At 60.4% G+C, this 25,240-nt stretch carries 30 protein-coding genes and 1 tRNA gene; 14 read left to right on the plus strand and 17 right to left on the minus strand.

Annotation, left to right across the window (positions count from 1 at the left end; genetic code table 11):
• Position 1: 1 nt before the first annotated feature.
• Positions 2-1,705, minus strand: coding sequence for an autotransporter assembly complex protein TamA (locus tag ACTIGF_RS12455; RefSeq protein WP_439637185.1), 1,704 nt, complete (start codon positions 1,703-1,705; stop codon positions 2-4).
• 117 nt (positions 1,706-1,822) lie between these two features.
• Positions 1,823-1,987, minus strand: coding sequence for a hypothetical protein (locus ACTIGF_RS12460; protein WP_439637186.1), 165 nt, complete (start codon positions 1,985-1,987; stop codon positions 1,823-1,825).
• 100 nt (positions 1,988-2,087) lie between these two features.
• On the opposite strand from ACTIGF_RS12460, the gene ACTIGF_RS12465 reads away from it, so the two are divergent.
• Together ACTIGF_RS12465 and ACTIGF_RS12470 are read left to right on the plus strand one after the other, a co-directional pair.
• A complete protein-coding gene (locus ACTIGF_RS12465; RefSeq protein ID WP_439637187.1) occupies positions 2,088-3,383 on the plus strand; it encodes an ATP-grasp domain-containing protein in 1,296 nt (431 codons plus the stop codon).
• Positions 3,380-4,054, plus strand: coding sequence for a gamma-glutamyl-gamma-aminobutyrate hydrolase family protein (locus ACTIGF_RS12470; protein WP_439637188.1), 675 nt, complete (start codon positions 3,380-3,382; stop codon positions 4,052-4,054). The genes ACTIGF_RS12465 and ACTIGF_RS12470 overlap by 4 nt, the downstream gene beginning before the upstream one ends.
• A gap of 46 nt (positions 4,055-4,100) precedes the next feature.
• On the opposite strand, the gene ACTIGF_RS12475 is transcribed toward ACTIGF_RS12470, so the two are convergent.
• From ACTIGF_RS12475 to ACTIGF_RS12490, 4 genes are all read right to left on the minus strand, one after another.
• The gene (locus ACTIGF_RS12475; RefSeq protein ID WP_107713097.1) at positions 4,101-4,238 is read right to left on the minus strand and encodes an entericidin A/B family lipoprotein; all 138 of its coding nucleotides are present in this window, start codon (positions 4,236-4,238) and stop codon (positions 4,101-4,103) included.
• A 61-nt stretch (positions 4,239-4,299) separates the two neighbouring features.
• The gene (locus tag ACTIGF_RS12480) at positions 4,300-5,976 is read right to left on the minus strand and encodes a sensor histidine kinase (RefSeq protein WP_439637189.1); all 1,677 of its coding nucleotides are present in this window, start codon (positions 5,974-5,976) and stop codon (positions 4,300-4,302) included.
• A 26-nt stretch (positions 5,977-6,002) separates the two neighbouring features.
• Entirely contained in the window at positions 6,003-6,581 is a 579-nt protein-coding gene (locus ACTIGF_RS12485) for a sigma-70 family RNA polymerase sigma factor (protein WP_439637301.1), read from the minus strand.
• Between the two features lie 40 nt (positions 6,582-6,621).
• Complete coding sequence (locus ACTIGF_RS12490; RefSeq protein ID WP_439637190.1) at positions 6,622-6,840, minus strand: NepR family anti-sigma factor; 219 nt, start codon at positions 6,838-6,840, stop codon at positions 6,622-6,624.
• Positions 6,841-7,004: 164 nt separating this feature from the next.
• Here ACTIGF_RS12490 and ACTIGF_RS12495 point away from each other — a divergent pair, with 164 nt between their 5' ends.
• Both ACTIGF_RS12495 and ACTIGF_RS12500 read left to right on the plus strand, forming a co-directional pair.
• Positions 7,005-7,778 (plus strand): response regulator, encoded by a 774-nt coding sequence (locus tag ACTIGF_RS12495; RefSeq protein ID WP_439637191.1) that lies wholly within the window; start codon positions 7,005-7,007, stop codon positions 7,776-7,778.
• Between the two features lie 201 nt (positions 7,779-7,979).
• Positions 7,980-8,705: a PRC-barrel domain-containing protein gene (locus ACTIGF_RS12500; protein ID WP_439637192.1), complete on the plus strand. Its 726-nt coding sequence runs from the start codon at positions 7,980-7,982 to the stop codon at positions 8,703-8,705.
• A gap of 316 nt (positions 8,706-9,021) precedes the next feature.
• Here ACTIGF_RS12500 and ACTIGF_RS12505 read toward each other — a convergent pair whose 3' ends face one another.
• The 5 genes from ACTIGF_RS12505 to ACTIGF_RS12525 form a co-directional block, all read right to left on the minus strand.
• Positions 9,022-9,825 (minus strand): formate/nitrite transporter family protein, encoded by an 804-nt coding sequence (locus ACTIGF_RS12505; protein WP_439637193.1) that lies wholly within the window; start codon positions 9,823-9,825, stop codon positions 9,022-9,024.
• Between the two features lie 11 nt (positions 9,826-9,836).
• Entirely contained in the window at positions 9,837-10,199 is a 363-nt protein-coding gene (locus tag ACTIGF_RS12510; RefSeq protein WP_439637194.1) for a hypothetical protein, read from the minus strand.
• Positions 10,200-10,209: 10 nt separating this feature from the next.
• On the minus strand, positions 10,210-10,494 hold the full coding sequence (locus ACTIGF_RS12515) for a hypothetical protein (protein WP_022699623.1): 285 nt from the start codon (positions 10,492-10,494) through the stop codon (positions 10,210-10,212).
• Between the two features lie 48 nt (positions 10,495-10,542).
• Positions 10,543-10,764, minus strand: coding sequence for a hypothetical protein (locus ACTIGF_RS12520; RefSeq protein WP_439637195.1), 222 nt, complete (start codon positions 10,762-10,764; stop codon positions 10,543-10,545).
• Between the two features lie 76 nt (positions 10,765-10,840).
• Positions 10,841-11,017 carry a DUF1328 family protein gene (locus ACTIGF_RS12525; RefSeq protein ID WP_022699625.1) on the minus strand — a complete coding sequence of 59 codons (177 nt, stop codon included), beginning with the start codon at positions 11,015-11,017 and terminating at the stop codon, positions 10,841-10,843.
• A gap of 257 nt (positions 11,018-11,274) precedes the next feature.
• On the opposite strand from ACTIGF_RS12525, the gene ACTIGF_RS12530 reads away from it, so the two are divergent.
• From ACTIGF_RS12530 to ACTIGF_RS12545, 4 genes are all read left to right on the plus strand, one after another.
• Positions 11,275-11,784, plus strand: coding sequence for a Dps family protein (locus ACTIGF_RS12530; RefSeq protein ID WP_439637196.1), 510 nt, complete (start codon positions 11,275-11,277; stop codon positions 11,782-11,784).
• 61 nt (positions 11,785-11,845) lie between these two features.
• Positions 11,846-13,030 carry a mechanosensitive ion channel family protein gene (locus tag ACTIGF_RS12535; protein WP_439637197.1) on the plus strand — a complete coding sequence of 395 codons (1,185 nt, stop codon included), beginning with the start codon at positions 11,846-11,848 and terminating at the stop codon, positions 13,028-13,030.
• Positions 13,027-13,293: a DUF7218 family protein gene (locus ACTIGF_RS12540; RefSeq protein ID WP_439637198.1), complete on the plus strand. Its 267-nt coding sequence runs from the start codon at positions 13,027-13,029 to the stop codon at positions 13,291-13,293. Before ACTIGF_RS12535 ends, ACTIGF_RS12540 begins: the two co-directional genes overlap by 4 nt.
• A gap of 85 nt (positions 13,294-13,378) precedes the next feature.
• Entirely contained in the window at positions 13,379-13,915 is a 537-nt protein-coding gene (locus ACTIGF_RS12545; protein ID WP_439637199.1) for a hypothetical protein, read from the plus strand.
• A gap of 1 nt (position 13,916) precedes the next feature.
• On the opposite strand, the gene ACTIGF_RS12550 is transcribed toward ACTIGF_RS12545, so the two are convergent.
• Entirely contained in the window at positions 13,917-14,282 is a 366-nt protein-coding gene (locus tag ACTIGF_RS12550; protein WP_439637200.1) for a YidH family protein, read from the minus strand.
• Between the two features lie 86 nt (positions 14,283-14,368).
• On the opposite strand from ACTIGF_RS12550, the gene ACTIGF_RS12555 reads away from it, so the two are divergent.
• Together ACTIGF_RS12555 and ACTIGF_RS12560 are read left to right on the plus strand one after the other, a co-directional pair.
• The gene (locus ACTIGF_RS12555) at positions 14,369-15,076 is read left to right on the plus strand and encodes a hypothetical protein (RefSeq protein ID WP_439637201.1); all 708 of its coding nucleotides are present in this window, start codon (positions 14,369-14,371) and stop codon (positions 15,074-15,076) included.
• 29 nt (positions 15,077-15,105) lie between these two features.
• Complete coding sequence (locus ACTIGF_RS12560) at positions 15,106-15,294, plus strand: YqaE/Pmp3 family membrane protein (protein WP_286799757.1); 189 nt, start codon at positions 15,106-15,108, stop codon at positions 15,292-15,294.
• Positions 15,295-15,469: 175 nt separating this feature from the next.
• Here ACTIGF_RS12560 and ACTIGF_RS12565 read toward each other — a convergent pair.
• Positions 15,470-15,554 (minus strand) — tRNA-Leu (locus tag ACTIGF_RS12565).
• Positions 15,555-15,719: 165 nt separating this feature from the next.
• Between ACTIGF_RS12565 and ACTIGF_RS12570 the strand changes: the two genes are divergently transcribed.
• Both ACTIGF_RS12570 and ACTIGF_RS12575 read left to right on the plus strand, forming a co-directional pair.
• Entirely contained in the window at positions 15,720-16,349 is a 630-nt protein-coding gene (locus tag ACTIGF_RS12570; protein WP_439637202.1) for a methyltransferase domain-containing protein, read from the plus strand.
• A gap of 72 nt (positions 16,350-16,421) precedes the next feature.
• Positions 16,422-17,309, plus strand: coding sequence for a hypothetical protein (locus ACTIGF_RS12575; RefSeq protein WP_439637203.1), 888 nt, complete (start codon positions 16,422-16,424; stop codon positions 17,307-17,309).
• Here ACTIGF_RS12575 and ACTIGF_RS12580 read toward each other — a convergent pair.
• The 4 genes from ACTIGF_RS12580 to ACTIGF_RS12595 form a co-directional block, all read right to left on the minus strand.
• A complete protein-coding gene (locus ACTIGF_RS12580; protein ID WP_439637204.1) occupies positions 17,306-18,670 on the minus strand; it encodes an MATE family efflux transporter in 1,365 nt (454 codons plus the stop codon). The genes ACTIGF_RS12575 and ACTIGF_RS12580 overlap by 4 nt on opposite strands.
• A 134-nt stretch (positions 18,671-18,804) precedes the next feature.
• Positions 18,805-19,302, minus strand: a complete 498-nt coding sequence (locus ACTIGF_RS12585; protein ID WP_439637205.1) for a hypothetical protein — start codon at positions 19,300-19,302, stop codon at positions 18,805-18,807.
• A 59-nt stretch (positions 19,303-19,361) separates the two neighbouring features.
• The gene (locus tag ACTIGF_RS12590) at positions 19,362-21,647 is read right to left on the minus strand and encodes an NADP-dependent malic enzyme (RefSeq protein WP_439637206.1); all 2,286 of its coding nucleotides are present in this window, start codon (positions 21,645-21,647) and stop codon (positions 19,362-19,364) included.
• 67 nt (positions 21,648-21,714) lie between these two features.
• Positions 21,715-23,247: an NAD(P)H-hydrate dehydratase gene (locus tag ACTIGF_RS12595; RefSeq protein ID WP_439637207.1), complete on the minus strand. Its 1,533-nt coding sequence runs from the start codon at positions 23,245-23,247 to the stop codon at positions 21,715-21,717.
• Between the two features lie 149 nt (positions 23,248-23,396).
• Between ACTIGF_RS12595 and ACTIGF_RS12600 the strand changes: the two genes are divergently transcribed.
• Together ACTIGF_RS12600 and glnA are read left to right on the plus strand one after the other, a co-directional pair.
• Positions 23,397-23,735 carry a P-II family nitrogen regulator gene (locus ACTIGF_RS12600; RefSeq protein ID WP_439637208.1) on the plus strand — a complete coding sequence of 113 codons (339 nt, stop codon included), beginning with the start codon at positions 23,397-23,399 and terminating at the stop codon, positions 23,733-23,735.
• A gap of 53 nt (positions 23,736-23,788) precedes the next feature.
• Positions 23,789-25,195 (plus strand): type I glutamate--ammonia ligase, encoded by a 1,407-nt coding sequence (gene glnA, locus ACTIGF_RS12605; RefSeq protein WP_439637209.1) that lies wholly within the window; start codon positions 23,789-23,791, stop codon positions 25,193-25,195.
• Positions 25,196-25,240 lie beyond the last annotated feature (45 nt).

The raw sequence follows: 25,240 nt of genomic DNA on the forward strand, positions 1-25,240 counted from the left end.
CTCAGAACGCCTCCCCAAGCCCGATATAAAGCTGGATCTGCGGATCGCCGGAAATGGGATCAAGCGGCGTTGCGACATCAAAGCGGAGCGGCGCGAAATCGAGATAATAGCGAAGCCCTGCGCCGATCGCGCTACGGGCCGCCCCGAAATCAGGCGTTTCATCCCGTCCCGCCGCCGCGGAATCCACAAACATCACCGCGCCCCAGCGCCGTGATTTGCGCCATCTGAGTTCAACGCTGGATTCAACAATGGAGCGGCCGCCGATCAAATCCCCTTCATCATTTCGGGGCGAAAGCGACTGATAATCATAGCCGCGCGCCGACCCGCCGCCGCCGGCGAAAAAACGCTGTTCAGGCGGCAAGGACAGTAACGGCGCTCCGACCAGCCCTCCGGCCCGCAAGCGTCCGGCGAGGATCAACGACGAGGACAGGCGCTGATAGGTGCGGGCTTCACCCACGGCTCTGACATAGGACGAAGTTGCGTCCCCGTTCAGCAGGGTGGGCGAGGCATCCACAGAAAACAGATGTCCATGAGTGGGCATGATCGCGCTGTCGCGGCTATCCCAGACCGCGCCGAGAGAGATCGAGCTGGTGTAGATGTTGAGATCAAGCGTTTCCGTCTCACTGTGGGCGATGCTGAGATCACCGCCAATCGACACAGTCAGCGTATCGTTGATGGGTCGCGACACCCGCGCGCCAATTCCGGCCTCAGCCAGATCATAGGCGTCCGTCTCTTCACGCTCAGCGCGCGCTTCCAACGTCAACGCCTGACCCAATCGTCGCCAATGCGGAGCGGTCAGCTCCACGTGCAGACCGCTCTGCACAGTCGCCAGATTCAGTGTGACGTTCAGGGTTTCATCGCCACCAAACAGATTGCGCCGTTTATACCCGCCGTTCACACCGCCGCCTTCGCTGGTGGACAAGCTGAAGCCGGCTTCGGCCACATGCCGGGGCGACGGCGTCGCTGAAACGTTGACATCGCGGCCTTGCGGACCATCCGCCTCAGCCGGCGCAGACAAAGTCACAGCCGCGCCCGATATGCTTTCAAGCGCCTCAAGTCGGCTTTCAAAACTTCGCAGCTCAGCCACGCTGACCCGCTCACCCGCAGCGAAAGGCGCCAAGCGGCGCACGAAGCTGGCGCGCCACCGGTCCGTATCGAGTGATATGTCGCCGTAAAGGCTTTCAGCGCCAGGCTCATATGTGAAAACAACATCACCGCTGGCGTCTGCGTGATCGACCGTGACGACGCGATTGTCCAGACGCGCATCGGGCCATCCGGAAACACGCAAGGCGCGCAGGCCATCCGTCTCTGCGGCCAGCACGTCCGCCGCTCGAACCGGATCCCCTTCATCAAGCGCGATGCCGCTGCGCGCGACTGAACGCGCTTCGTTATGACCGTTCGCAACGACGTCCACGGTTGAAAAGCGAAACTGTTCCCCCGGGGTCACCTGAAAGGTCGGCGCCTCATCGCTTTGATCAACGATCACACGCGCCGTGTAATAGCCTTCGGACCGAAGATACCGCAGCAGGGTGTTCGCACTCGCCTGCGCATCTGATGCGCCGCTTTTGACCCGCTCCTCGAGGAGAGACTGCAGAGCATTGGACAACGCAGCGCTGTCCTCTCCAGTCACCGACACAGTTTGCCCTCGGGCTTCAGCGGTCAGGGCGATGCACGCAATCAGGGCAAGTGCGCGAAGCACGATCATCAGCACGGGTTCCGCAATAATGCGTCAAAAAAAGGAACGGCGGGGCCTGCGCCTCGCCGGTATTGCATCCTATCAGAGACAAGTATGGCCAAAAAACAGCCGCTGTAGCCGGGAATGTTATTTCAAACGGCCTGCTTCGAAACGCACGCTTCCATCCCCGAACTGGATTTCAACCGTGTCGTCCTGGGATTCTTGCCAGACTAACGTGCCAAGCGTACCGATCAGAACCAGAATGAGGGCGGCGGCGACCAGAACGACAGGGCTCGGTTTTTGGTTTTTCATCACCTGCTCCATGGCTACAGGCATCATAAACGCACGCCGCCGCCGAATAGTTCCAAAAAACTATTGGGAACGACATGCGCGTTCCGCGCGTTAGAGCGCTATGAAAACACGTGCATTGATCACCTATGGCCGCAGCCTGATGGCTCTGACCATTGCGGAGTCGGTCCGGCCTCTGGTCGACCATGTCATTGGTCTGGACACAATCGGGCTGACCGCCCTGTCCTTCTCGAAATATTGCGATGAAACACGGACGGTGTGCGAGCCATCAGATGAGGCGGCCTACACGCGTGACATCGCAGCGATCTGCAAGGAGTTTGCAGAGGACACCGTTCTGATCCTGCCAGGTTTTGAAGACATGGAAGCGCTGGCGCGTCACAAATCGCTGCTGCCGGAGAACGCCAGACTGGCCGCCCCTGACTGCTCATCCATCGAAAAAGTCACGCCCAAGCACCATTTTGCGGTTCTGATCGAAGACAACGACATCAACGCCCCGAAAACCGAAGTCTTTGAAACGGAAAAAGATGCGCAGGAAGGACCGGACACCCCCTTCCCGATCCTGATGAAACCCAGCCGCGGCGCAGGCGGGCGCGGTATTTCCAAGATCGCGTCACCGGATGAATACGAGGCCTATCTCAAAGCGCATGAAAACGACTACCCGCTGTTGGCGCAATCACTGGCGGATGGCGATGATTACTGCGTCAGCGCCTTGGCGCATGACGGCGAAGTGCTGGTGATGTCCGCCTACACCAATCTCGAGAACCAACCGCGCGAAGCCGGCGCCGGCGTTGTACGTGAAACCGTCAGCACCGCCCCCTTCGAAGCGGATGTCCGCAAGATCGCCAAGGCCACCAATTGGACGGGTGTCTTCGAAGCCGATTTCATGTGGACCGGAGAGGAGCATGACGCCCCCTCTGCCATCGAGGTGAACGCGCGGTTCTGGGCCGGGTTGCGCCACTCCACGCTGAGCGGCGTTGACTATGCCCGCTTGCTGGCGGAGCTGACCTTGCATGGCGCCTTGCAATCTGAGCCGGGCACGCCAGACATCGGCTTCCGGTCCCAAGTGCCGCTCGCCTGGATCCCCTCCGCCATAGACGGGGCCTTCAGCGCAAGCGACTACGCCAACCAGCTCTCCGAGAGCTGGAAGCGATTAAAGGATTCCAAAGGCTTCAGTCTGAAAAACTTTGGACGCCTGGTCGCGTCCCTGTCAGACGCCAAAGCCGCTAAGGAAGCGCTGGAGGATGTGACCCATCGCGTGATGGACCGGTCACATCTGGATGTGGATCTGCTGGCCAAGGATGATCCGGCGGCGGCGCTCGGCGCTCTGTTCATCGTGTCTCACCTGGCGAAGTACGGCGAGCTGCCGCCAGAAATCAGCTTTGACTCGGTCGGATCATGACACGTCCTGTCATCGGTTATATGACCGCCCCAAAGGGCGATTTCTTCCTGTCTGTACTGGTGGACGCAGTGATCCGCCTGTCCGGCGGCAAACCGGTGCGGGTGAAAAGTGAGCCGACTTCGGCTGCACGTCAGTTTGACGGCCTGATCCTGATGGGCGGCCTGGACATCCATCCGAGCCGGTATGACGCATCTATTGAAGTTGAAAGCCGGTTTGATCCCGATCGGGACGCTCTTGAAACCAGCTGGCTTCAACATGCGAAGGATCACGATCTGCCTGTCATGGGCGTCTGCCGCGGCCTGCAAATGCTCAACGTGTTTTACGGTGGGGATCTGCACCAGACGCTGGACCCGGAAATGACGCGCGACTGGCCGAACGGCCCGATCGGCTACACCTTTTTCAGAAAGCCGATCACATTGACCGGAGACAGCCTGCTGGCCGACAGTGTCGCGCCCCATGAAAGCGTCTCGGTCAACAGTCTTCACCGCCGGGCCGTGCGCAAGATCGCACCAGGCTTTCATGCCATCGCCTGCGGCGAGCGAGGCGGCGTACAGGCCATTCAATCCGACACCGCGCCCTTGCGGCTCGGCGTGCAGTTCCATCCCGAACTGCTTGTATACAGGCGTGACATGAGGCGTCTTTTCAGGAGCTTCATCAAGCATTGCCAATAAAAAAGGCCCCGTCGGATGACGGGGCCTTTTCACGACAGGACGGAGCCTAGTTTCGGTTTTCTTCGGCGGTGTCTTCGATGGCGTCGCCGGCTTCTTCAATGTCGCGACCAGCACCTGCAATAGTATTGCAACCGGTCAACAGAAGAGTGGCGACAGCAAAAGCACAAAGAACAACGTATTTCATAAAAACCTCCTGGGTTATGGCCTCTATAAAACGCGCCAGCACACAAGCCGTTCCCTACAAATCAGTCGTTTTTCTCACCCACCTGCAGAACAAAATCCATGCCGCCGTCTGCATTGGGTTCAGACCAGGTCCGACCGTCCAGCTGCATGGCGAACGCCTCCATCAATGAGGAGCCTGTACCTTGTGAGACATCGTCCCCCATGCCTTCACCGTCATCTGAGATCCGCAAGATCAGAGCTTCAGGCTCAGTGGCGATCAGGGAGATGAGAATTCGTCCCTGGGTGCGCTGGGTGAAGGCGTGCTTGTACGCGTTGGTGACGGCTTCTGCGACAAACAGTGCGATTGGCACCGCCGTGTCCGGCTCAAAAGACACTTCATCGCACTCCGCCTGCACGCTGACCGTGCGCGACCCGTCATCACTGGCATGTTGGAGATTCAGCGCGAGCTCTTTGAGGAATCCAGGCATGTAGACCGCCCGCAGATCATCCGCCTCATACAGGCTGCGGTGGACGAGCGACAAAGCGTTGATCCGGCGGCGCGCCTCCATCAACGCCATGCGGGCCTCCCCGTCCGTCATGCGGCCAGCCTGAAGATTGAGCAGGCTCACGATGATCTGCAGGTTGTTTTTGACCCGGTGGTGAATTTCGCGAAGCAGCGCGCCGCGCTGCTCGACCGATGCTTCAAGCTCGTTTTGCTGCTTTTCCAGGGACGCCGCCATCTCGCCCATGGTGTTCGCCAGTTCCCGAATTTCGCCCGGCGCATTGCGCGCGCGCACTGGCACGACGTCCAGACGACCGCCGCCATACACCGCAGCGATCCGGCGCAGATAGCCCAACCAGCGCAGGACGTAATGGTCGACCGCCAACCAGACGCTCACGAGCGCCAGAGCGTACATTAACAGCGGCACCAGAAAGGTCGCGGCGACTGACACCAGCCCCCATTGCGTGGTGGACGTCGGCGAGATCAGCAGCAAGGCGAGCTGTCCCTCAACAAGCGGCGCAAGAACGGCGGGCCTGTCTTCATCTTCAAACCGAATGTAAGTCGGTTGCGGCTGGTCGATCTGCAGGACGCTTTGAAGCAAGTCGCTTTGAATATCTATGCTCGCCGGCATGAGCATGCGGGAGCGATCCACTTCCCGCGCCTCAGTCGGCGTAACGAGCAGAACCTGGCTGCCATCCGCCATAGCGCTGTCGATCAGGATTCTAGAGGCGCGAAGCACGTCAATTGCAGCCGCCGCCGAGCCTCTGAAAGCGGGCCCGTCTCCAAGCCTGTTGGCGACAACGAGAATCGGTGTTCTGGAGACCGGTCCCATCAACACCCCGGACACGGCTTGCCGCTCGCCGCTACTGAGCGCCGCGTGCCAATCCTCAGACGCCATGTTCAGGTTTTGAGCCTCCTCAAGACCTGAACAAATAACGTCTCCATCGGCATCCGTCAGCGCGATGTTGGTCAAGACGGAATCACCGCCGGCGATTTGCGCCATGGCGCGGCTGCACCCTCCGGGCGCGCTCATGAAAGCGAAGCCCCGTGTGGAGACCGCATCGACGACGCCTTGAGCGCGCGCGATGGATTCATTGAGCTCAGACGCAGCCAAGGCGCCCAGAATGATCATGCGATCCCTCTGGACGCGTTGCTCCTCAAGCGCTTCACTCCAGGTTTGCGCCACGGCGATCATCAACAGCGGGAACAGCGCCACGGCGAGGACCAGAGCGAGTACGAAACGCAATCGCCCGGTCATTCCCCCCCCAGGTTTGAACGGCATGCTCAGCGCACCTGTTCAGCCAGATCGCTGACATGTCCAAGAAGCGTATCCACCGCGTCAGAAGCGGCGATGCCGTCTGCGTGCGCTTTCTCGGCCGGTCCGGCTTTCATGATGCCTTCCAGAGCCAGACGCGCCCGCGAGACCCGGCTTTTCACGGTTCCTGTCGCGCACCCGCAAATCTCCGCCGCTTCATCATAGGAATAGCCGCCCGCACCAACCAGAATGAGCGCTTCACGCTGGTCTTCCGGCAACTCGGCGAGGCCGCGTCGCAATTCGTCCAGAGCCACGACCTGTTCCTGGTTGTCGACAGCCGGCAAGGTCCGCTCTGCAAGCTCCTGATCCCAATCCATCTGGCGCCAGGACCGGCGTTTGTCGGAATAAAACTGATTGCGCACGATGGTCAGAACCCAAGCGCGGAAATTGGTGCCCGCCTTGAATTTGTCGCGTGCAGACCAGGCCTTCATCATGGCGTCTTGAGCAAGGTCGTCCGCGCTTGATGCATCACCGGTCAGACTTCGCGAAAAGGCGCGCATGTGAGGAATGGCGTCGGTCAATTCTTTTCGGAACTCTGCCTGGGGCATGAGTTCGGAGGCCTTGAGGCCAGTGCCGTCTGAACCGGACTTACTCATTTGAGTCATCCTTGTCGACGGCCCGCTCAGACTCGCCTTGCTCTAACCGGTCAAGAAGATCTGCAAAGGCGTCGGGCACACCCTCTTCCACCACGGAATCAAACATCTTGCGCAATCCAGCGCCAAGATTTTCCTGCTGCTTGCGAGTCCTCTGCAGCAAAGCAGGGTCCAGCTTGGCGGCAGCCCTGTTTTTATCCTCAGACATTGCCATTATAATTCGCCATTCTCACATACATACGATCATACAGAATACGTTTGTCGTATAAGGGAAACGAGCAAACCGGGATCGGGTTCCCAAAAAACTGAATTTTTTTTGGAACCGTTCGGATCGTCGTTCGTTTGTAGATCGGTATTTTTTGTGGGGAGAGCCCTAATATGAGTTTTGTTTCAGCGATACGCTCACACATTCCCTACCTGCGCCGCTATGCGCGCATCCTGACGGGATCACAACAAAGCGGCGACGCCCATGTGCGCGCTTGCCTGGAGGCGGCTGTTGAGGGCAACGAGGAACTGGGCCGGGATCTGCCGCCTCATGTCGCGCTTTTTCAGCTGTTTCACGCCTGTTGGAACAGCCAGCTTGACGTGACCGATTCCACAGACAGCCAAAACCCGCTGTCGCACGTCACACCCAAAGCCCGGCAGGTCATGCTGCTCACTTCGGTGGAAGGGTTCTCCATTGAGGATGTGGCCTCCATTCTGCGCATAGACGACGATGAAGCCCAGGCTTTGCTGATCTCTGCGCAACAGGAGCTGAACGCCGGACTCGCCACCCGAGTGATGATCATTGAAGACGAACCTGTGATCGCCCTGGACTTGCGAGCCATTGTGGAGAACGCCGGTCATACGGTCACGGGTGTGGCCCGAACCCGCGACCAGGCTGTGGAGCTGGCCCAAAAATCTCCTCCGGGGCTCGTTCTGGCTGATATTCAGCTGGCCGACGACAGCTCGGGCATCGACGCCGTAAAAGACATTCTGGGCGAGATGAACCTGCCGGTGATTTTCATCACCGCCTACCCCGAACGTTTGCTGACCGGCGAGAAACCAGAACCGACTTACCTGGTGACCAAGCCCTTCATGCCCGAAACAGTCACGGCCACAATGAGCCAGGCGCTGTTCTTCTTCGACAAAGAAGCTGTCGCCGCCGAATAATAGCAAGCACAAGCAAAACACGTACGACAAACGCCGGGGTGCAAACCCCGGCGTTTTTGTATGTGCCAGACAATGTGTCAGAATAAAGAAGCAACGCCATAATAGTTCCGCGAAATCGCCCAACTATATTTTGGAACCAGCAGAAGTTCACACCGTTTCTTAGTTGCGTTCGAATTGATCGCTAGCAAAAAGGAAACAGTTATGTTGAACAAGCTGATGCTGACCACCTCGATCGCTCTGGTTTCCACCACTGCTCTCGCAACTGCACAAGCTCAGGATGCGACGGCTCACATGGAAACGGAGTCCCATGCCGAAACAGCTATGATGGCTGACACCATCAAAGCGTCTGATGTTGTCGGCGCGGATCTCGAATACGCAGACGGCGCCTCCGCCATCACCGATATCCGGATGAGCGATGCGGGCGATCCTGAAGCGCTGATCATTTCCCGCGGCGGTTTCCTGGGTCTGTTTGACGAGGAAGTCGCAGTCTCCACGATCGCTGCGAACCTGTCTTATGACGCGGAAGGCGAACTTGTCGTGACCGCGTCCATCACCGACGATCAGCTGGATGACGCTGAGGTGATTGATGACAGCCCGTTTGTTGTGTCCGTTGAAGATCAACGTGAAGACGGGGATCTGTTTTACAGCGAGCTGACGGGCTCCGCCATCCTGAACGCCGAAGGCGAAACCATCGCCCATATCGAAGATGTGGAGTTCACGGCGCAAGGCGACACCGAGTACGCCATCATTCGTGATGGCGGGTTCATCGGCTTTGGCGGCGAAGTCGGCCGCGTTGACTTTGACGCTCTTGAGCTTGGTTACACCGCTGAAGCGGGCTGGACCGTCTCAGCCGACCTGACATCTGACGATGTCGAGATGCTCGAAGAAACCCCGGTGAACGCTGGCGCCTATCTTGATGGCCGCTAAGTCTGAAAGGTCTGACCAACCTTTTCCCTGGGGGCGCGCTTAGGCGCGCCCCCTTTTTTATGCGCCCATCCGCCCCAAGCCATTTTAGGAGGCGGAGGTCATGTCAGGGGCAGACCCGCCTCCCCCTCATGCCTCGACATGCCAAGCAGCCTTGATCGCTCAGGCGCGCAAGAGCCCAGGCGTCACAGCAAAGGCATGACCGACAAGGCCGCACGACAAAGCCGCCCTCAATTCGAGGGCGGCTTTGTTCAGTCCGCCAGCAGCTGTCAAAGATGCGTCAGGATCCGAAACAGCGCGTCAACGCTGACCGTCCGGATTATTCGATCTCTTCATGCACCTGGCCATACGCCAGCCCCGCAAAGAGCGCTGCGCCGCCCAAAGTATTGCCGATCAGAACGGGGATGATGAAGCTGATCGCGTCACCGACGCCCCAACTGCCTGCGACAATCAAGACAGTCGCCTCAACGGTGCCGGCTACGATGTGCGGAAACCCGCCGGCTCCCACCAGATAGGTCACAATGAACACCGCCCCGTGCTTTTCGTATGGCAGGCCGGGCAATGACCAGGCCATCAGCCCAATCAGGAAGCCGGCCGGCAACGCGGCGATGAAATTGCCCAAAATCTCGCGGTGCATGATGTGAGAGGATGCCGTGACCATTGCGTCAAACAACTCAGGATCGGTCACATGGCTGAGCACTGAGCCGATCAGAACCGCCCCGACCAGATTGCCGAACAGGACAATCGCCCAGAGCCGCATCAACAGACGCACAGATCTCCAGCGCCGGTGTTTGGTTACAGGCAGAACCGCCGTGAGCGTGTTTTCCGTAAACAGCTGCATGCGCGCCATTGCGATCAGCAAAAAGCCCGCCGGGTATCCGACAGCGATCGCCAGATAGTTCCAGTCTGCATCGCCGACAGCGCGCTCAATCGCGCCCATCAGCAAAACGGACGCGCCCATGGCGAGTCCGGCCGTCAAAGCGGAATACAATAAAGAGCTGGAGGGGCGCAAAAGCTCCTCTTTGCCCGTCTCGGCAATAATGGAATAGAGCGTTTTAGACGCAATTTCGCTGCGCGCCGCAAATCGTTTGGCGCGCAGCTCCTGATCATTCTTTTTTGACAAGGGAAGACCCTTTAACTGGAGGCCGCAAACTTTGAGAGGGCTGACAGGGCAAGCTTTGGCTTTCGAGCCAGAAGCGCGCCCAGTCCCATCAAGGCTGCCGTGGTTTGCAGCGGCTTACGTTTCATTGCGGTCTCAACCAGCGCCAGAGGCGACGCGGAACCCGAAGGTGTCTGAGCCGGGGGCTTGCTCGCCTTGGCTTTCCACAACAGGGTCGCCGCGGCGATTGAACCCAGGCACGCATAAATAGCGCCGACCAGCGCGCTGGCCACCCATGGGGAGTACTGGTTTGACGCCCAGCTCCATCCCGCATGGGTGGCGAACACTGCGCCGAGTACGGGCCCGATCAGCGCGATAGCTATCAGAAGCACGTTCACAGCGCGTCTCCTAGCGACGCATCAGCAAGGCGCCGAGAAAGCCTGCGCCGATCGCGGCGCCGCAAGCGCCAAGCGGGTTCTCACGAATGAGCTCACGCAATTGATCGGGGGCTTCTTCAGCGGCGTCCAGACCGTCCTCGATTGCGGAACGTCCGGCTTTCACGCCCGATTCCCCGCTTTGCTGGACGATCTTGGAAAGATCGCCAACCAGCTGATCCATGTCCGCACGCAGCGAATCCAGATCGGCTTTAAGCTCTTCAGTCGTAACGTCGGAATTAGCAGTGGCGCGTGCCATGTCGCTCTCCTTTATTTTCTGAAGGGGGTGATGGTCGCAAGGCTGGGCTTAGCGAGACGGATCGTCGGTCGCATCTTCGATGGCGTCTTCGGCGTCATCGGCCGCGTCATCCATGTTTTCGCCAGCTTCCTCAAACATGCCCTGGTCTTCACCAGTCACGTCCTCGACCGCCTCATCAACATTTTCGCCGGCGTTCTCTGCCGGGCCGTCCGAACAGGCCGCAGCGGCCATGAAGAACGGGGCGATGAACAGAGGGGCAAACTTTTTCATGATCAAATATCCTTATGTGAAGCGTTCAGGATGAAGTCTGGCGGCGCCGCCGCCAAACTTCTCAAAGGGGTCGGGTTCAGGCTCGGGGCGACCGTCCGCGCAGGGCGCCAAACAGCAGCGACACCACGAACAGCACCAGAAAGACGAAGAACAGGACTTGCGCGATTGAGGCCGCGCCGGCTGCAATGCCGCCAAAACCGAACAGGGCCGCGATCAGGGCGACGACGAAAAATCCAAGGGCCAGTCTCAGCATTGGGTAGCTCCTTCAATATCAAACAGTCCCCCAATCAACGCCCCGTGTTGAATCTGGTTCCCAAAAACTTTCAGAAAATCCCGCTTCACATTCAGCCTATATAATAAAGCATAGTTTTTTTCTGCAGGTCCGTGCTGACGTTTTCCAATGGATTTGTTTTTGAGACCCGGGTGGAACGCCGCAGATTTACTGCCAGCTTTTGGAACCCATCCGCCATGACCCGCGTTGATAGGGTCCGCAACTGATGGAGACTTGATATGAGCAGCACCGCTTTGGCATCCAAATCCGCCGCGTTCGCCCCGAAATCCGGCATCGAAGCTGAGGATCGCACCCAGATCGCTGGCGCGCTGGGCAAGGTGCTCGCCGACAGCTACATGCTGTTTATCAAGACCCAAGGCGTTCACTGGAATGTGGTTGGACCGACCTTCTACAGCCTGCACAAGCTGACCGAAGAGCACTACGAGAATCTCCATCGCGCCATTGATGAACTCGCCGAGCGGATCCGCGCCCTGGGTGAGAAAGCTCCGGCGTCCTATCGCAAATATGGCGAGTTGTCCGAGATCCGCGATTACGATCTGGAACAATCAGCGGACGCGCATGTCAGCATGCTGGTGGACGACCACCGCACAGCGGTGACATCCATGCGCGCCGCCATCGAATGGTGTGAAGACAAGAAAGACTTCGTCACCGCCGACATGTTGATCGAGCGCATGAGCTGGCACGAAGAAGCGATCTGGATGCTCAACGCCATCATCGCCGAGAAGTAAGCTCAACTGATTTTGAAAAAGCGGGCCAGTCGGTCCGCTTTTTCATGCGCGGGAATCTGTCATGACCCAAACACCGGACTCATCGGCGTCAGACGCCCTCGACGCTGTTGAAGAAAACGTCCAGGGCGTCGTCGAGCAAGGCCGCACGGCCTTCACTGAACTGCTGGCCTGGATCGCCGAAGACACACAATCGGTGACCCTGGCGCTTGCAATCACCCTGGCGGTGACCATCACCGCGCTCCTGATCAAATGGGGCGTGTCGTGCGCACGCCAGCGCACGGATCAAAGCAGTCTCGCGCACGTCATGTTGGGAACGGCCGAGCGGCTGTCCGCCATGACCTTTCTGATCATCGGCGCCGCTGTCGGGCTGAGCGTTACATCCGCGCCTCAAAGCGTTCTGGACGCGATCTGGTATGTGCTGGGCCTGGTGTTGATCATACAGGTCGCCGCGATCCTTCGCGGTCTGGCTGTCGATCTGGTGCAGCGCCGCGCGCTTCAACGCGCGGACAGCCGCAGCGCGGTCTGGAACGGCATCGCCATCATCAAATGGGCGATCAGCACCTTTATCTGGTCAGCGGCCTTCCTGGTTCTGCTCGATAACGCCGGCGTGGACATCACCGCCCTGATCGCGGGTCTCGGCATTGGCGGCATCGCCATCGGTCTGGCGGCCCAGGGTTTATTCAGCGACTTGTTCGCCGGCATCTCAATTCTGTTCGACAAACCCTTCAAACGTAATGACTTGATCGAGTTTGGCGACTGTCTGGGCACGGTCAGCAAGATCGGGCTGAAAACCACCCGCCTGCGCTCCTTGTCAGGCGAAGAGATCGTCATCCGCAACACCAATCTGCTCGACATGACGATCCGCAATTTCCAGCGGCTCGAAGAACGGCGCTGGCTGTTTCAGATCGGCGTCACCTATCAGACCGCCGCAGATCAGCTTGAGCAGATCCCGGACTGGATCAAAACAATTATCGACGACACCGACCAGGCCCGTTTTGAACGCGCCCATTTCGCTCGCTTCGCCGACAGCGCAATGGAGTTTGAGGTCGTCTGTCATGCTCAGAGCCTGGACTACGCCGTATACATGGACGTGCGTCACGCCGTGAATCTCGCACTTGTCCGCAAGTTCGCCGACGAGGGCGTCGAGTTCGCCTATCCCACGCGCACCCTGATGCTCGCACGCGATGACGGCTCGGTCGTCGACCCCGCTGCAACACCAACCCCCCAGGAAAGAGGTGACCAATGACCAAGGACCATGGTCCTTCCGTGAAGGATGACGAAACCTATGAAGCCCTGCGCGAGGACGGCGCGTCCAAATCCAAGGCCGCCCGCATCGCCAACGCCCAGGCGTCTGATGATCAGGACGCCGCCGCGAAAGGGGGCGCGCACAAAGCCTATGAAGACTGGACGAAGGACGAATTGTACGACCGCGCTCAGGAGATCGGCATCGAGGGGCGCTCGAGCATGACCAAGAGCGAGCTGATCAAGGCGCTGCGCGACGGCCAATAGTCGCCTTGAACACGTCAGCCACCCTCTGAAGGGAACTGTTTCGCCTCCCTGACGTTAGTTTTTCATACGGAACCGGGAGGACGTCATGTTCGCAACCACTGCTGTTTTGCTGGCCTTGCAAGCTGCACATATTTCGGACGTGCACGTTCCCGCTCCTGTCCTGAGCAATTTCGCCGAGCAATTACAGGCCGAGTTCCAAGACACTGGCGACAGCGCCTGGTCCATTCCGCTGGGCGGCGCGGACAGTGCAGCGTTGATCCCAACCCTCTCCGCCCAGAATGAAAGCCGCGAGGACAGTGATGAGCTGTCCGCATTTGGCGTCGGCCTGGAGCTGGAGACCAGCCCCCTCGCCTTTGGCTCGATCTCCCGGCTGAGCCTGATCGTGTCCTATGATCAGGAAACCGTCATCATGCGTCCGGGCGGTGGCGGCGTCAGCGCCCTGACCCGCGTGGCAGGCGAAGTCGGCGTGGCGGACGGATTTGCGGGCCTGGGCATGTCGCTCAATGATCACGGCGCGGTCACCGCTGGATATATCCGTCAACAACGCGAAATCCGCTTCGGCGAAAATAGCTGGAACGCGCAATCTAACTTCGTCGGCCTGAGCTATCGTCAGGCCTGGTGATCTAGACCAGCCATATCACCAAGACCGCCCCCAGCGCGCCCAGGCACAAGCCCGCAGAAACCAGATCTCCCAGCCAGTTCGAGCGCCCTTTAAGACAATGGGCGCTCAGCGATCGTACGACGGCCCGGTCACGCAGACGGCCCATCACGATCAATCCCACCGCCAGCACCATGAACAGGCTGGAGATCAGCTTGGCGACCCAAGTGGGCTCAAAGCTGTCGAAAACCACCTGCATCCCCAGCCCGACACCGATGGCGGCCAACGCGGTGCGCAGCCAGCTGGCGAACGTGCGCTCGCTGGCCATCAGCGTGCGGTCTTCCGCCCAGTTCGTCCGGTCTTCGGCAAGCTCTGTTTTAGCAACGGTCATCGCGATTCCCTGACAAAACCGGGAACCGGACGTCCCATGGCACGTTTCTATACCAAGCCTGATTATACACGAAGGAGGCCCTACCGATGAAGACCGCTATGACCCTGACTGCGATCGTGGCCCTGGCCGGATTGTCGGCGACCGCCTTCACCCAAAACCTTGACGCGCCACAGAACACCCTGGTCAACGAAACGGCTGACGGGAAGGCGTATTATCTGGCCTCCACGCTGTTGCGGTCGCGCCTGACGTTCACTGACGGGGACCTTCCCATCAAGGATCTGCTGCTGGACGAAGCGGGCAATCTGCACGCCATCGTCGTTGACCATCCCAACTGGCTGGACGGCGATGCTGCGATCGCAGCCGACCTTGTCTATCTGGCCGGCGCGCATGGCGATGAAACCCTGCGCGCCGACATTACCCGCGCGGAGTTCCAGATGCTGGCCCAAGGCGGCGGCTACGAACCCATCGGTTTGAGCTGGGCGGCGGAATATCGCGACGCGGAATCAGCGCGCGCCCTCTTGGGGCAGTCCATTCAGGTCAGCGCCACTGCGCCCGATATCGCGATTGATGACCTTGAAATCAGCCAGGGCGGCGCCGTCATGGCGGTGCATTTTGAAGACAGCGGCTGGCGCGCTTTTGATGCGCTGGACGGCCGCATTCCGATGAACGCCCTGCACTTTGACTATGACGCCCCCCAGGGCTGGACCGTCGCCACGACCGTCAATGACGCACAGATCAACGCGCTGGCGGGCCGGGACACCTCGTTGTTTCTGAGCGCGTCCAACGCGTCCTGATCCGCTTATCACTTTAAAAGGAGATCTTCATGAGTACTCAATCCACAGCAACCGGCGGCGATATCCTGCGTTTGATCCTGGCCATTCTTTTGCCGCCGCTCGGCGTGTTCTTCCAGGTCGGCCTCGGCCTTCATTTTTGGCTGAACATCGTCCTGACCCTGTTCGGCTATATCCCCGGCATCATCCACGCCGTCTGGATCATCGCCACACGCCGCTAGACCGGCAGCACATCGCCGACACGATCATCGGGCGCTGGAGTTCTCCCCCTCCAGCGCCCGATGCATATCTGGATCAGGACCAACTCCCCCAAACCTTGCCCCCCGAACCCATATAGGGTTCGCAAGGGCGAACGCCCGCCCGCAGCGACGCGAGGATGTCTTTGCAAAGAAGAAATGGTGCGGGTGAGAAGACTCGAACTTCCACGTCATAAGACACTGGTACCTAAAACCAGCGCGTCTACCAATTCCGCCACACCCGCACAGGCAGGGCAGGCCGCAGAATTAGCTCTTACGTCATGCCGCGGTCAATCTGCGTTTGCCGTCGCGAGGCAGATCAACACCCGGCGCCAGACCTGCGTCTGCATCTGGACGTCACAGGTCAGCGCTTCATCATGTCTGCAGCTTTCACCAAGAGAGATCGCGCCATGACGACTGACCGCCCCGCCGACGCTCCCCCATCAGAAGACCGCAGCAGTTTTGACTGGGAAGCGCGGTTTCAGGCCGATGACGCCCCCTGGGAGCGTCAGGGCGTCCACCCGGCCTTGATCGACTGGATTGATTCAGGCGTTCTGAAGCCTGGCCAGACTGTCCTGACCCCCGGATGCGGGCGCAGCGAAGAACCTGTCTTTCTGGCGCAACAGGGGTTGAGCGTCATCGCCACGGACATCGCGCCCAGCGCCATCGCCTGGCAAAAGGCGCGCTTTGAGAGCGCAGGCGTCACCGCGCAAGCGATAGAAACGGACGCCCTCGCCTGGCGCCCGGAAACGCCGGTTGACGTGCTCTACGAGCAGACCTTTCTGTGCGCCATCCATCCCAAAAAGCGCGATGCGTATGAAGCCATGGCCCATGCCAGCGTGAAACCGGGCGGAGTGTTGCTGGCCTTGTTCATGCAGAAGTCCGAGCTCGGCGGCCCGCCCTATGGCTGCGGCCTGGACGCCATGCGCGCCTTGTTCACCGAAGACCGCTGGCGTTGGCCCGAGGCCGAACCGCGTCCCTACCCGCATGGCGGACTGAACGGCAAGGCCGAACTGGGCACTGTTCTGACGCGGGTCTAAACCTGTACGAAGCGTCAAAGCACTTTGTTAAAGTCTTAGCCCGAGAGTGGAATTCTGTATCAGGGCAAGCCAATGATCACGACCGGACCCACATATTCAGCCGCAACGCTGCTTAAAGCCGGGATGGCGCGTGACGCGGGCAAGCCTTCGCCCGCCCAGACCGGACCTGTGTTCAAAACCAGCGGCGACGAGCGCGATGAGAAGGCTTTGCGTACGCTGAAGTCTGTGGTGGAAACGCTGAGCCGCGCCCAGGACGAGCCCCAAAAGGCGGCCAAAGCCCAGGCGCGCGAGCGGGTTGAAGCGCTCAAAGAGCGCATCAAAATGCTCAAGCAGTTCTCCGGCATGGACCCCAAAGCGCTGGCTCGGGCGTTGAAGCAGATCGCGAACGAACTCAAAAGCGCGCTGAAGGATTACGCCAGCACGGGCGGAAGCCTGTCGGATATTGGCGTCAGCGCCTCTTCAATCACCGCCACGCCCGTCCCAAATTCCACGGCGTCCGCTGAGGCCGAAGCTGAAGCCGCCTCAAATGAGGCCCAGACCGCCGAGCGCGACGCGCAGAACGTTGCTGAAGACGCTGAGGCTGCAGCTCAAGCTGCACAATTGGATGCGCAAGCGCAGGACGACTCTTCACAGGCGGGCTCCCCGGACGACCAACGGCGCATTGCGTTGGCCGAGCGCGAGGGTGAGCTGAAAGCGGATCAGCACTTCGCCAAAGAGGTTCGCGAGCTGACACGGCAGATCAAGGACCTGTTCGAAAAAGCCAAAAGCGACGCCGCGCGACAGCCTAACGAGGCCTCCGCCAAGCGCGTTCTGGATGAGACCAAGGACGACATCAAAGAGCTTGAAGACGAGCTTCAAGACTTTCAAACCGATGTCTCCACCGAGTTGAACAGCGTTCAGCTTCAGATGAGCTTTTCCCAAGACCTGCCGAGTCCGCCCACTCTGGCCATCACGGTCTAGCGCTTGCCGCCCTCTTTGGCGGTCAGGGGCGCATATCTGAGCACCAGAAACCCGATCAGCAGGCCGGCGATCAGATTGGCGGTGAACAAGCCCCAGATGACGCCGTTGGCGTCGCCCAGAAATCCGCCAAGCCAGCTCAAGGGTATGATCAGGACCAGGCCGCGGAAGGCATTGCACGCCACGCCCAGAAAGGGTCGGCCCAGGCCGTTGAAGCCCGCCGCAGCGGCCATCGCCACGCCATAGCCGCCCATGGCGAACGGCGCGATCGCCCAATAGGCCACGGCCATGGCCTGCCCGTCTTCAGACGGCAGGAAGACCGGCGCCAGAAACCGCCCCGCCAGCAACAATAAGACCGCCATGGACGCGCCCCAGCCCCAGCAGAAGATGAAGGATTTCACGAAGGCTTCGCGCACCCGGTCATTTAACCCGGCGCCGCCGTTCTGACCGGTGATGGGACCGATGGAGCCTGACAGGGCGAACAGCGGAATGAGCGCCAGCGCCTCCACCCGCATCCCCACGCCCAAGCCCGCCACGGCGGGCTCGCCATACGGCGCGATGGCCGCGAAGACGAGGGTGTTGGCCAGAGGTCCGATCATGTTGGAGCCCGAAGCCGGCGCGCCGATCCGGGCGATCTCGCGCCAGTTCCAGAACAGGGTGTCAAAACCGGGCCAGCTGAAATCAATCAGTTTCTCGCGAAACACCAGAATGCCCATGGCGATGACGAAGACCGCCATGTTGGCGATCAGCGTCGCCAGCGCCGCGCCGGTGACTTCCATCGCCGGAATGGGCCCCAGGCCGAAGATCAGGATCGGGTCCAGCACCATATTGATGAAGGCTGCGATGATCATGATCACGCTCGGCACGATGGCGTCGCCCATGGCCCTGAGCAGATTGCTGGCCACCATGGGGCCGACCATGAAGACCGCGCCCGCAAACCAGATCGTCATGTATTCATGCACGAAGGGCATCATCGCGTCCGTCGCGCCCATCGCCCGGAAGACCGGACCGATCAGGGGAATGCCCAGCACGCTGACCAGCAGGACCACGATAAAGGACAGAGTGATGGCGTCTGTCGCCACGCGGCGGGTGGACTCGCCGTCGCCACGTCCGGCCGCACGCGCCACCACCGACACCGCCCCGGCCCCAAGACCGATGGAAATGCTCATCACCAGCATGGAGACGGGAAAGACGAACTGGACGGCGGCCTGCTGGTCCGTTCCCAGCCGCCCCACCCAGTAGGCGTCGATAACCCCCACCAACATCATGGCGAGAATGCCGAAGCTCATCGGAGCGACGAGACGCAGGATATGGCCGAAGACCGGCCCCTGCGTCAGATCATTGGAGGCGCGGGTGGAAGCCATGCAAACGCTTTCAGAAAGACGGAGGACTCAAATCATCGCCATAGGTAGGATGACCTATGGCGATGCGCCATGTCTTTCATGGAAAAGGTCTGTTCACATCTCTCGGCTTCCGGGCCGAAAGGCGCAAGTGAAGCTTATTGTGTGCGGGTGATCGAGCTGTAGCGCGGATGGGCGTAGTCCTGCTCGACCGTCAGCTCAGGCAGACCACAGAGCTCGGAGCGCGTTTCACCCACCTCCATCAGATCAAACCCGGCGCAATCGGCACCGCCTTGCGCATGGCCAGTCTCATGAATGGTGTTTGAGGAAAACCCAGCTTGCACAGCAAAGATGTAGGCGTATGGGAAGTCATAGCTGAAGGCGTAGGTAAAGGCGTTTTCACCGGCCTCTGTGAGCGCAAATTGCGATGCGCAGTCTTCAAAGTCGAGATCCGCATCAGAGCTGCTCATCGCGATGCAATTGCCATCAAAACGGAATTCAATGGTGAAATCCTCATGGTACACGGCAGCGTCTGAAGAAATCACCACCTCCCAGACCTGCCCTTGCAACGGATCATCGTCCGAGAGCGCAGCCGCCTGTCCGCAGCCGAGCCATCCAAAACCAAATGCAGCGAGTGTTCTGATCAACGTACGCAACAGCGTCCCTCCCCTGGAAAACAGAGGGCACTCTGGCACGGAGAGATTAAAGCTCTGCGCTATGTCGCTTTTTGCGATGGCGTATGATTGAGATCATAGGCGGCCAGCCCCGCCAGATTGACGATGTCCGACACGTTTGATCCAACCCGCGCCACCTGAACCGATTGCTCAAGCCCGATCAAAAGGCCCTCGATCACCGTCGCCCCGCCCGCAGATTTCAACAAGCGCGCCGCGATGGAGGCCGAGTGCACCGCCGGCATCACCAGAACGTTCGCAGCGTCTGACAGGCGTGAGAACGGATAGCGGTCGCGATGATTGGGATCGAGGGCGATGTCCACCGCCATCTCGCCTTCATATTCGAAATCAAGATCGAGCTTATCAAGCTTGCTGACCGCGCTCTGGACCTTGGTCGTCCGTTCGCCCGGCGGGTTGCCGAAGGTGGAATAGCTCATGAACGCCACGCGCGGATCGAGACCCAGCCGGCGCGCGGCATGGGCGGCGCCGACGGCGATCTCGGCCAGTCCGTCAGAATCGGGGAACTCGGTGACGTTGGTGTCTGCGATGACCAGCATCTTGCCGCGCGCCAACGCCACGGTCAGGCCGATCACACGCCCGCCCGGCGCCGGATCCAGCACCAGTCGAATATCGCTCATCGTGTTGGTGAAATGACGGGTGACGCCCGTCACCATGCCGTCGGCATCACCAAATTTGAGCATGCAGGCGGAAAAGACGTTGCGATCATTATTGACCAGGCGCTGCACGTCACGGCGCAGATATCCCTGACGCTGAAGTCGCTTGTAGAGCCAGTCGGCATAGTCGGCGTTGCGATCGGAGAGACGCGCATTCTGGATTTCCAGCACGTCGTCAGGCAGTCCCAACTCGCGCATATTGGCGCGGGCGATCTCTTCACGCGCCACCAGCACCGCCTTGCCCAAGCCTTGGGACTGGAAGGCGAAAGCGGCGCGGATCACGCTCGGCTCTTCGCCTTCGGCGAAGACAATGCGCTTGTCAGAGCCAGAGATCGCCTGGGTGACGCGCTGTTGCAGGGCGGCGGTCGGGTCCAGGCGGCGCGCCAGCGACTGGCGGTATTTCTCTTCATCCTCGATCGGAATACGCGCCACGCCGGTTTCAATCGCCGCACGCGCCACATAGGGCGGCACGAAGCTGATCAGGCGCGGATCAAACGGCGACGGAATGATGTAATCACGGCCAAAGCGCAAACCGCTGTCTGACTTGTTGGCGGTCGAGACCTCGTCTGGCACGTCCTGACGGGCGAGATCGGCGAGCGCGCGGGCGGCGGCGAGCTTCATCTCCTCATTGATCGTCCGCGCGCGCACGTCCAGAGCGCCGCGGAAAATGTAAGGAAAGCCCAGCACATTGTTGACCTGATTGGGGAAATCAGATCGCCCGGTCGCCACGATCGCGTCCGAGCGCGCCGCACGGACTTCGTCGGGCATGATTTCCGGCGTCGGGTTCGCCATGGCGAAGAGAATCGGATCCGCCGCCATGGACTTCACCATGTCCTGGCTGACAATGCCGCCCGCGGAGAGGCCGAGGAACACATCCGCGTCCACCATCGCCTCTTTAAGCGTGCGCAAATCCGTTTCGCGGGCATGTTGAGCCAGTCGGTCATGAAGGTCGTTGCGGCCCGTATGAACCACGCCGTTCACGTCCACCACGGTGACATTGTCATGCTGCACGCCGAGCGACTTCACCAGCTCCAGCACCGACAGGCCCGCCGCGCCGGCGCCGCACAGCACCAGCTTGATGTCTTCAAACTTGCGGTTCGTCAGATGACAGGCGTTGATCAGCCCCGCGGCCGCGATGATCGCTGTGCCGTGCTGATCGTCATGGAACACGGGAATATCGAGCTTTTCGCGCAAGCGCGCCTCAATCTCGAAGCATTCCGGGCTCTTGATGTCCTCAAGATTGATGCCGCCAAAGCTGTCGCCGAACCCGGCGACGCAATCCACGAACTTGTCAGGGTCGGTGTAGTTGATCTCGAGATCAAAGCCGTCAATGTCCGCAAAGCGTTTGAACAGGACCGCCTTGCCTTCCATCACAGGCTTTGAAGCGGCCGCGCCCAGATTGCCCAACCCCAGGATCGCCGTGCCGTTGGACACCACCGCCACGGTGTTGCCCTTGGAGGTGTAATCATAGACCGCGTCCGGGTTCTCCGCGATGGCCCGCACCGGCGCCGCAACGCCCGGCGAATAGGCCAGCGCCAGATCGCGCTGGGTCGCCATCGGCTTGGTCGGGATCATCGCCACCTTGCCCGGCGGGCTCGCGCGGTGAAATTCCAGCGCGTCTGCGTCGGTCGAGGAAAGCTTTTCTGTGTCGGACATGGCGATGATGGATCTATCTGCTCTGGGAAAGTCGTGAATGAGCTATACGCGTCTGCGCGCTCGCTTGCTACACCATGTGTGGGTTCAATCGCTGCAGAGCCGCCTTGCGATTTTGCGCCTGTGAAACAGCGTCAAGCGCCTGGGGCAATTGCACAAGCACCGTGTCCGCCGTGCCGCCCGGACCCAGGCGCCGTCCCGCATCGCCATGCACATAGACCGCCGTGCAGGCCGCCTCATGCGTCGGTGCGCCCTGGGCCAGGAACGCGCCGATCAGCCCGGCCAGCACATCGCCCGTGCCCGCCGTGGCCAGACGCGCGCTGGCGTGGACATTGACCCAAACCTCCCCGCCCGGCGCAGCGATCACCGTGTCCGGCCCCTTGAACACCACCACCGCCCCGCAGCGCCGGGCGGCCTCCCGCGTGCGTTCGATCTTGTTACCTGCATGCGCCGCCCCTGCGAGGTCGGGAAAGAGCCGCGCGAATTCTCCGCCATGCGGGGTCAGGACGCAGTCCGCATGAAGGCTCTCAAACAAGGCCTCCGGCGCGTCTTCGAACACGCTCAGTGCGTCAGCGTCGAGCACAAGGGGGATTTTCAGATCGCAAGCGGAGCGCACCTGCGCTTTCAAGCGCGGGCTGATCCCTGCCCCCGGCCCCATCACAGCCGCGCTGGCGCGGTGATGCTCAAGCACATCGCCGAACGGCGCTTCAGCCTCATACTGACGCGCCACCAGGCTTTCAGAGGATGATGCGATCTCATTCAGCGCCCCCTGCCCGGACAAGACAGTGACGAAACCGGCGCCGCCAACCTGACCCGCTCGGGCCGCCAGACGCGCCGCACCAGTCGCCCCGCGCCCGCCCGCCAACACGCAGAGCCGTCCACGGCTGTGCTTGTGCGCATCTCTATCAATCCGAGCGCCCGGCACACGCCACAGATCGGGATGGTTCAGCGTCGCACAGGGCGCGGCCTGTTCGCTCCACCCGTCCGGAATCCCAATGCCGCACAAGACCACCTCCCCGCATAGCGCGCGTCCCGGCGACAATAGATGCGCGGGCTTGTACCGATGGAAGGTGACGGTCAGGTCCGTACGGAACACCGGCCCCTGCACCGCAGCCCCATCGCCGGACAGGCCGCTGGGCGTATCCACAGCCACACACACGCCGTCATATCCTTGGCTATCTTGCGCCAGTCGCGCGGCTTCCCCCTCCAGGGGCCGGTTCAACCCTGCGCCAAACAACGCATCAACGATCAGGGCGTGATCGCTCAGACGGCAGTCACCCAGCGGGTGGACAGGTCCGCTCCAGCCCGCCGCGGCCCAGGCGGCGTCTCCGCTGAGCTCAGAGACTTGCGCCAGCGTGAAGACGCGGACCGGCCAGCCCTCATCACGCAAACGCTGGGCGATGATCCAGCCATCACCACCATTATTGCCAGGCCCGCACAGCACCGCCGCCTCACGCGGCGACCAGTTTTGCAGGATGGTCCGGACGGCGGCCTCCCCCGCATTTCTCATCAAGACCTGACCCGACACCCCTTGCGAGACCGCATGGGAATCCGCCTCGGCCATGGCGGAAACAGTCAGGATGGCGTGGGGCTGATCAGACATGGTCAAAGACATCCTTCAAATTCGCATCAGTATCGAGCATCTACGCCTCAGAATCGAGCAGAGAAGGTTTTGCGCATCCCTGCGACATGGCTCCGGCTTGCGGCGTTGGACACGAGGGTTAGCGTCCATTTGGTGAGCGGAGGCCCCGAATGAAAAAAATCGAAGCGATCATAAAGCCGTTCAAGCTGGACGACGTAAAGGAAGCCCTGCAAGAGATCGGGCTGCAAGGCCTGACCGTCACTGAAGCCAAGGGCTTCGGACGTCAAAAAGGGCATACCGAGCTGTATCGCGGCGCAGAATATGTCGTGGACTTCCTGCCCAAAATCAAAATCGAACTGGTCATTCCCGATGACCGCGTCGAGGCCGCCATCGAGGCGATCCAGACCGCCGCCCAGACCGGGCGCATCGGCGACGGCAAGATCTTCATTTTCCCGGTGGAAGGCGCGATCCGCATCCGCACCGGCGAAACCGATGACGACGCCATCTGACCCCCGCAAGACAACGCCCGCCAGCACCCAAAGCCAGCCATAAGGACCTTACCATGTCTGCTGAAAAGATTCTCAAGCAAATCAAGGACGAAGACGTCGAGTTTGTCGATCTGCGGTTCACTGACCCGCGCGGCAAGCTGCAACATGTCACCTTCGACGTGGACATGGTGGATGAAGACTTCTTTGAAGAAGGCTCCATGTTTGACGGCTCTTCCATAGGCGGCTGGAAGGCCATCAACGAGTCCGACATGGTGCTGATGCCCGACACGAGCAGCGCTTATATCGACCCGTTCTTCCAGCAGACCACCTTGTCCATCGTTTGCGACATTCTGGAGCCGGATTCAGGCGAAGCCTATAATCGCGACCCGCGCACCACGGCGAAAAAAGCCGAGAACTTCCTCGCCGCCTCCGGCATTGGCGACAAGGCGTTCTTCGGTCCGGAAGCGGAATTCTTCGTCTTTGACGATGTGCGCTGGTCCACCGCTCAGAACAACACCTTCTATGCGCTGGATTCCGACGAAGGCCCCTACAATTCCGGCACGAAAATGGAGGGCGGCAATCTCGCCCACCGTCCCGGCCCTAAGGGCGGCTATTTCCCGGTCCCGCCGATCGATTCGCTTCAGGACATGCGCTCTGAAATGCTGTCGGTGATGAAAGAGCTGGGCCTGCAGCCTGAAAAGCATCACCACGAAGTGGCGCCGTCGCAGCATGAGCTGGGGATGAAATTCTCCACCCTCACCGAGATGGCCGACCGCATGCAGACCTATAAGTACATCGTGCACAATGTGGCCGCCGTTTACGGAAAAACCGCGACCTTCATGCCCAAGCCCGTCCATGCGGACAACGGCTCCGGCATGCACGTGCACCAGTCGATCTGGAAAGACGGCAATCCGCTGTTTGCTGGCGACAAATACGCCGGCCTGTCCGACACCTGCCTGTATTACATTGGCGGCATCATCAAGCATGCCCGCGCCATCAACGCGTTCGCCAACGCCTCGACGAACTCCTACAAGCGTCTCGTGCCTGGCTTTGAAGCGCCGGTCCTGCTCGCCTACTCGGCGCGCAACCGTTCGGCGTCCATCCGGATCCCGCACGTGCCGTCCGCCAAGGGCAAGCGCCTGGAAACCCGCTTCCCCGATCCGGCCGGCAACCCGTATCTGACCTTCGCCTCGCTGCTGATGGCGGGCCTGGACGGCATCGAGAACCAGATCCATCCCGGCGACGCGATGGACAAGGATCTCTATGATCTGCCGGCTGAAGAGCTCAAAGACATCCCGACCGTTTGCTCCTCCCTGCGCCAGGCGCTGGAATCACTCGACGCGGACCGCGACTTCCTCAAGAAGGGCGGCGTGATGGATGACGACCAGATCGACGCCTATATCGATCTGAAGATGGAAGAAGTGACCCGTATCGAGCATCACCCGCACCCGGTTGAGTTCGACATGTATTACAAAGTCTAGGCTCAGGCTTTCATTTCGTGACGACCGGCCGCTCTGGACATATCC

The sequence above is a fragment of the Oceanicaulis sp. genome, assembly GCF_051859625.1.
GTDB lineage: Bacteria > Pseudomonadota > Alphaproteobacteria > Caulobacterales > Maricaulaceae > Oceanicaulis.